The sequence below is a fragment of the Streptomyces sp. NPDC001027 genome (assembly GCF_040299045.1).
In the GTDB taxonomy this organism is placed as follows: Bacteria; Actinomycetota; Actinomycetes; order Streptomycetales; family Streptomycetaceae; genus Streptomyces.
The window spans coordinates 1-5,716 of the sequence record NZ_JBEPBI010000362.1 but is presented as its reverse complement, the minus strand read 5'-3'; the positions used below and the strand labels follow the sequence as shown (position 1 = coordinate 5,716).

The window sequence follows — 5,716 nt, the reverse complement described above, 5'->3', positions numbered from 1 at the left end:
CACGCGCGACTGCGCGCGGTCGCTCGCCGGCTGAGCACGAGTGCGGCGACCGTGCTGCACGTCGCGTGGGCGCGGACCCTGGCGGCGGTCTCGGGCCGGGCCGACGTGGTGTTCGGCACCGTGTTGTTCGGCCGGATGAATTCCGGCGCCGGCGCCGACCGGGTCCCCGGCCCGTTCATCAACACGCTGCCGGTCCGGCTGCGCACCGGTGAGCTGGGCGCGCTCGAGGCGGTGACGGCGATGCGGGCCCAGCTGGCCGAGCTGCTGGAGCACGAGCACGCATCCCTCGCCCTGGCCCAGCGGACCAGCGGACTGGCGGGCGACACGCCGCTGTTCACCGCCGTGTTCAACTACCGGCACAACACAGGTGGATCCGGGTACGGCACGGGCGACGATCCGAGCCCCCGCTTCGAGGGCTTCACCATGCGGTTCGCGCGGGAGCGGACCAACTACCCGCTCGTGGTGGCCGTGGACGACGACGGTGAGTCGATCGAGCTGACGGTGGACGCGGTGGCCGCCATCGACGTACAGGCCGTCGCACGGCTGCTGTGCACCACAGCGGAGCACCTGGTCACCGCGCTGGAGACCGCACTCGACGGAGGAGCGGACGAGCCGCTGGCATCGGTGCGTGTGCTCGACGACGGGGAACTGCATCGGCTGCTCGACGAGTGGAACAGCACCGACCGGGACACCGCCGCGCCGGTGTCCGTGCCGGAGCTGTTCGCGGCCCAGGTGGCGCGCACTCCGGATGCGATCGCCGTCGTGTCCGGGGGTACGGGGCTGTCGTACGCCGAGCTGGACGCGCGGGTGAACCGGCTGGCCCGGTACCTGACGGGCCGGGGCATGGGCCCGGAGTCGGTGGTGGCGGTCGCCCTGGACCGCGGGGTCGACCTGGTGGTCGGGCTGCTCGCAGTGATGCGGGCCGGAAGCGCCTACCTGCCGGTGGACCCCGAGTACCCGGCGGAGCGGGTGGCGTACACCATCGGCGACGCCGGGGCCGCCCTGGTGCTGACGGCACGCGACCCGGGCGACCGGCTGGCGGGGCTGGGAGTCGCCGTGGTGGCCCTGGACGACCCAGCGACGATCCGGGAGCTGGCGCGGCTGGACGCGGAGGTGCCGTCCACGGGCAGGCGGGGCGTGTCGCTCCCGGAGCACTCGGCGTACCTCATCTACACCTCCGGCTCCACGGGCCGGCCCAAGGGTGTGGCGGTGTCGCACGGAGCGCTGGCGACCCACCTGAGCGGTGTGGCGGAGCGGGTGCCGCTGGCGGTGAGCGACCGGCTGGTGGCCGTGACCACGGTGTCGTTCGACATCGCGGCGCTGGAGCTGTTCCTGCCGCTGGTGTCGGGCGCGTCGGTGGTGGTGGCCTCCCGCGAGGTGGCGCGCGACCCGGCCGCCCTGACGGAACTGGTGGTCTCGTCCGGGGCGACGGTGCTGCAGGGTGTGCCGTCGCTGTGGCGGACGTTGCTGGAGGTGCGCGGATGGCCCACCGGGGTGAGGGCGTTGGTGGGCGGCGAGGCCTTGCCGCCGGAGCTGGCGCAGCGGTTCACCGACCTCGGTGTCGAGGCGGTGAACCTGTACGGGCCGACCGAGGTGACGGTGTGGGCGACCTCCGCCGAGGTGACCGACGGCCCGGTGTCGGTGGGGCGTCCGTTCGGGGAGGTGCGCGCGTACGTCCTGGACACCTGGATGCAGCCGGTGCCGGTCGGCGTGGCCGGCGAACTGTACCTGGCGGGTGCGCAGTTGGCGCGGGGCTACGCGAACCGTCCGGGCCTGACGGCCGAACGGTTCGTGGCCTCGCCGTACGGGCCGGGGGTGCGGATGTACCGCACGGGGGACCTGGCGAGGTGGACGCCGGAAGGGCGGCTGGAGTGCCTGGGCCGTGCCGACGACCAGGTGAAGGTCCGCGGGTTCCGGATCGAGCCGGGTGAGATCGAGGCCGTGCTGGCCGGCCAGGACTCGGTGACACAGGCCGTCGTGGTGGTCCGTGAGGACCGGCCCGGCGACCAGCGGCTGGTGGCCTACGTGGTGCCCACCGGGGATGCGGGGGAGAAGGCCGAGGAGCTCGCGCATGCGCTTCGGCAGGCGGCCCAGGACCAGCTTCCCGCGTACATGGTCCCGTCGGCGGTCGTGGTGCTCGACGCCCTTCCGCTGACCGCCAACGGGAAGCTGAACCGGAAGGCACTGCCCGCCCCGGAGTACACCGCGGGTGCGGGACGGGCACCGGCGAACCGCCAGGAGGAGCTCTTGTGCCGGGCGTTCGCCGAGGTGCTGGGGCTGGAGAGCGTGGGCGTGGACGACGACTTCTTCGCGCTCGGCGGCCACTCCCTGCTCGCCACCCGGCTGATCAGCCAGATCAGGGCCCTGTTGCACGTCGACGTCTCGCTGCGAGCGCTCTACAGGACGCCGACGGTGGCCGGACTCGCCCAGCGGCTTGGAACCCAGAAGACAGCCAGGCCAGCTCTGCGGCCGATGCGTACCAACGAGGAGCACTGATGATCCCTCTGTCCTATGCCCAGCGTCGGCTCTGGTTCATCGGCCAGCTGGACGGCCGCAGCCCGGCCTACAACATCCCGATCGTGCGGCGGCTGTCGGGCGAGCTGGACCCTTCGGTGATGAACGCGGCGCTGCGCGAGGTGATCGGCCGGCACGAGGTGCTGCGCACGGTGTTCCCGACCAAGGACGGCGAGCCCTACCAGCGCATCCGCAGGATCGACGAGCTGGACTGGGAGCTGGCGGTCTCCCAAGTGGCGCCGGAGGAGCTGGACGGAGCCGTGTCCGGGGCCGCGCGTCACCTGTTCGACCTGGCGTCGGAGGTGCCCATCCGGGCCTGGCTCTTCTCCACCGCACCCGACGAGCACGTCCTGGCGGTGGTGGTGCACCACATCGCGGGTGACGGTTGGTCGATGGGTCCGCTGGCCCGGGACGTCTCGGTGGCGTACACGGCGCGGTGCGCGGGCCGGGCTCCGGGGTGGGAGCCGCTGCCGGTGCAGTACGCGGACTACACGCTGTGGCAGCGTGAGCTCCTGGGTGACGAGAACGACCCTGAGAGCCTGATCTCCCGTCAGATCGGTTACTGGCGGGAGGCTCTGGCAGATGCGCCGGAGGAACTGGCGCTGCCCGTGGACCGTCCGCGTCCGGCGGTGGCCTCCCACCGAGGTCTCACCGCTGAGGTGGCCGTCCCCGCCGAGGTGCATGCGCGGCTCGCCGAGCTGGCCCGGGCGGAGGGCGTCAGCCTCTTCATGGTGCTGCAGTCGGCGCTGGCGGTGCTGCTGTCGCGGCTGGGTGCGGGCACGGACGTGCCGATCGGTACCGTCGTCGCCGGCCGTACCGATGTGGCGCTGGACGATCTGGTCGGGTTCTTCGTGAACACGCTGGTGATCCGGGCGGATCTGTCGGGGGACCCGACGTTCCGTGAGGTGCTCGACCGGATGCGGGAGACGAGTCTGTCGGCGTTCGATCACCAGGAGGTGCCGTTCGAGAAGCTGGTGGAGGAACTGGCGCCGACGCGGTCGAGGGGGCGCCATCCGCTGTTCCAGACGGTTCTGACGCTGCAGAACATCGCGGAGGCGGCACTCGACCTGCCGGGGCTGGAGGCGAGCGGGCTGTCGGCGGGGGCACCGCCGGTGCGGTTCGATCTGGACCTGGTGCTGGGTGAGACGTTCGATGTGCAGGGTGCGCCGGCGGGTGTGCACGGGACGGTGGCCGGTGCGGCGGACCTGTTCGAGCCGGAGTCGGTCGAGCGGATCGCGGTGCACTTCCTGCGCGTGCTGGCCGCGGTGGCCGCTGACCCACAGATACGGCTGAGCGGCGTCGAGCTGCTCGACGCCGCTGAGCGTCGCCGGGTGCTGGTGGAGTGGAACGACACGGCGGTGGCGGTCGAGCCGACGACGCTGCCGGAGCTGTTCGAGGCGCAGGTGGCACGGACGCCGGACGCGGTGGCGGTGGTCGCCGACGGCGTGGAGCTGTCGTTCGCCGACCTGGATGCGCGGGCGAACCGGCTGGCCCGGTTGCTGACCGGGCGGGGTGTGGGCCCGGAGTCGGTGGTCGCGGTGGCGTTGGAGCGCGGGACCGACATGCTGGTCTCGCTGCTGGCGGTGATGAAGGCGGGCGGTGCGTATCTGCCGGTGGATCCGGCGTACTCCGTCGACCGAATCGAGATCGCGCTGGCGGACGCCGCACCGGTGGCGGTGGTGACCTCGCGGACCGTGGCCGGCACGATGCCGTCCGGCCTGCCGGCGGTCGTGCTGGACGAACCCGCGGTGGTTGCGGAGCTGGCGGGCCTTGCGGATACCTCACCGGGTGTGGACGTGTTGCCTGAGCACCCGGCATACGTCATCTTCACGTCGGGTTCGACGGGCCGTCCGAAGGGCGTGGCGGTCACGCACGGAGGCCTGGCGAACTACGTGTCGTCGGTGCCGGGCCGGGTGGGCTTCGATGCGCCCGGCGTCCGCTACGCGCTTCTTCAGGCGCAGGTCACGGACTTGGGCAACACGGTGGTGTTCGCGAGTCTGACGACGGGCGGCGTGCTGCACGTGATCGACGAGGGCCTGGTCACGGACCCGGCGGCGGTGTCGGCCCATCTGGCGGAGCACAAGATCGACTGCGTGAAGATCGTCCCCTCGCACCTGGCAGCGCTGTCCTCGGTGGTGGGCGTCGAAGGCGTGCTGCCGACGCGCTCTCTGGTCCTCGGTGGTGAGGCGGCCTCGCCCGCGCTGGTGCGCGAGCTGGTCGAGCACGCGGGTGATCGTGGGGTGTTCAACCACTACGGCCCGACCGAGACCACGATCGGCGTGGCTACGACCCGCTTCGAGGCGGACGGCAATCTGGTACCGGTGGGCACGCCGGTGGCGAACACCCGCTTCTACGTCCTCGACGATGCGCTCCGGCCCGTGCCGCAGGGTGCCGCGGGTGAGCTGTATGTGGCCGGGGCGCAGCTGGCGCGTGGCTATGTCCGGCGCCCCGGGTTGACGGCTGAGCGGTTCGTGGCGAATCCGTTCGAGCCGGGTGCGCGGATGTATCGCACGGGCGACCGGGCCCGGTGGACGGCGGATGGCAAGGTAGTGTTCCTGGGCCGTGCGGACGACCAGGTGAAGGTCCGCGGTTTCCGTGTCGAGCCCGCTGAGGTGCAGGCCGTGATCGCCGGGCACCCGCTGGTCGCGCAGACGGTGGTGGCGGCCCGGGAGGACGTCCCGGGTGACGTGCGTCTGGTCGCCTATGTCGTCCCCGTGGGCGAGGCGGGTGCGGCCGAGGCCCTGCCGAACGCGGTCCGGGAGTTCACCGCCCGACGTCTGCCGGAGCACATGGTGCCGTCGGCCGTCGTGGTGCTGGACGCGCTGCCGCTGACCGGCAACGGCAAGCTGGACCGCAAGGCCCTGCCCGCCCCCGTGTATGCGACCGGTGCCGGCCGCGGCCCGGTCAATGCGCGTGAGGAGATCCTCTGTGCGGCCTTCGCGGAGGTCCTGGGGCTGGAGAACGTCGGTGTGGACGACGACTTCTTCCGGCTCGGCGGTCATTCGCTGTTGGCGGTGCAGTTGGTCGAGGTGTTGCGCAAGCAGGGTGTGTCGGTGTCGGTGCGGGCGCTGTTCGACAGCCCGACCCCGGCCGGCCTGGCGGCGTCGGCGGGTGCGGACGAGGTTGTCGTTCCGGCGAATCTGATCCCCGCGGACGCGACGGAGATCACGCCGGAGATGCTGCCGCTGGTCGATCTGACCGC

The 5,716-nt window shown here is 72.1% G+C and carries 2 protein-coding genes; both read left to right on the top strand.

The features are described from left to right. A partial coding sequence (locus tag ABT300_RS40570) for a non-ribosomal peptide synthetase (protein ID WP_351687172.1) occupies nt 1-2,496 on the top strand: 2,496 nt, incomplete at its 5' end. Further along, on the top strand, nt 2,496-5,716 hold a 3,221-nt coding region (locus ABT300_RS40565; RefSeq protein ID WP_351687171.1), incomplete at its 3' end, for a non-ribosomal peptide synthetase. The genes ABT300_RS40570 and ABT300_RS40565, both read left to right, overlap by 1 nt.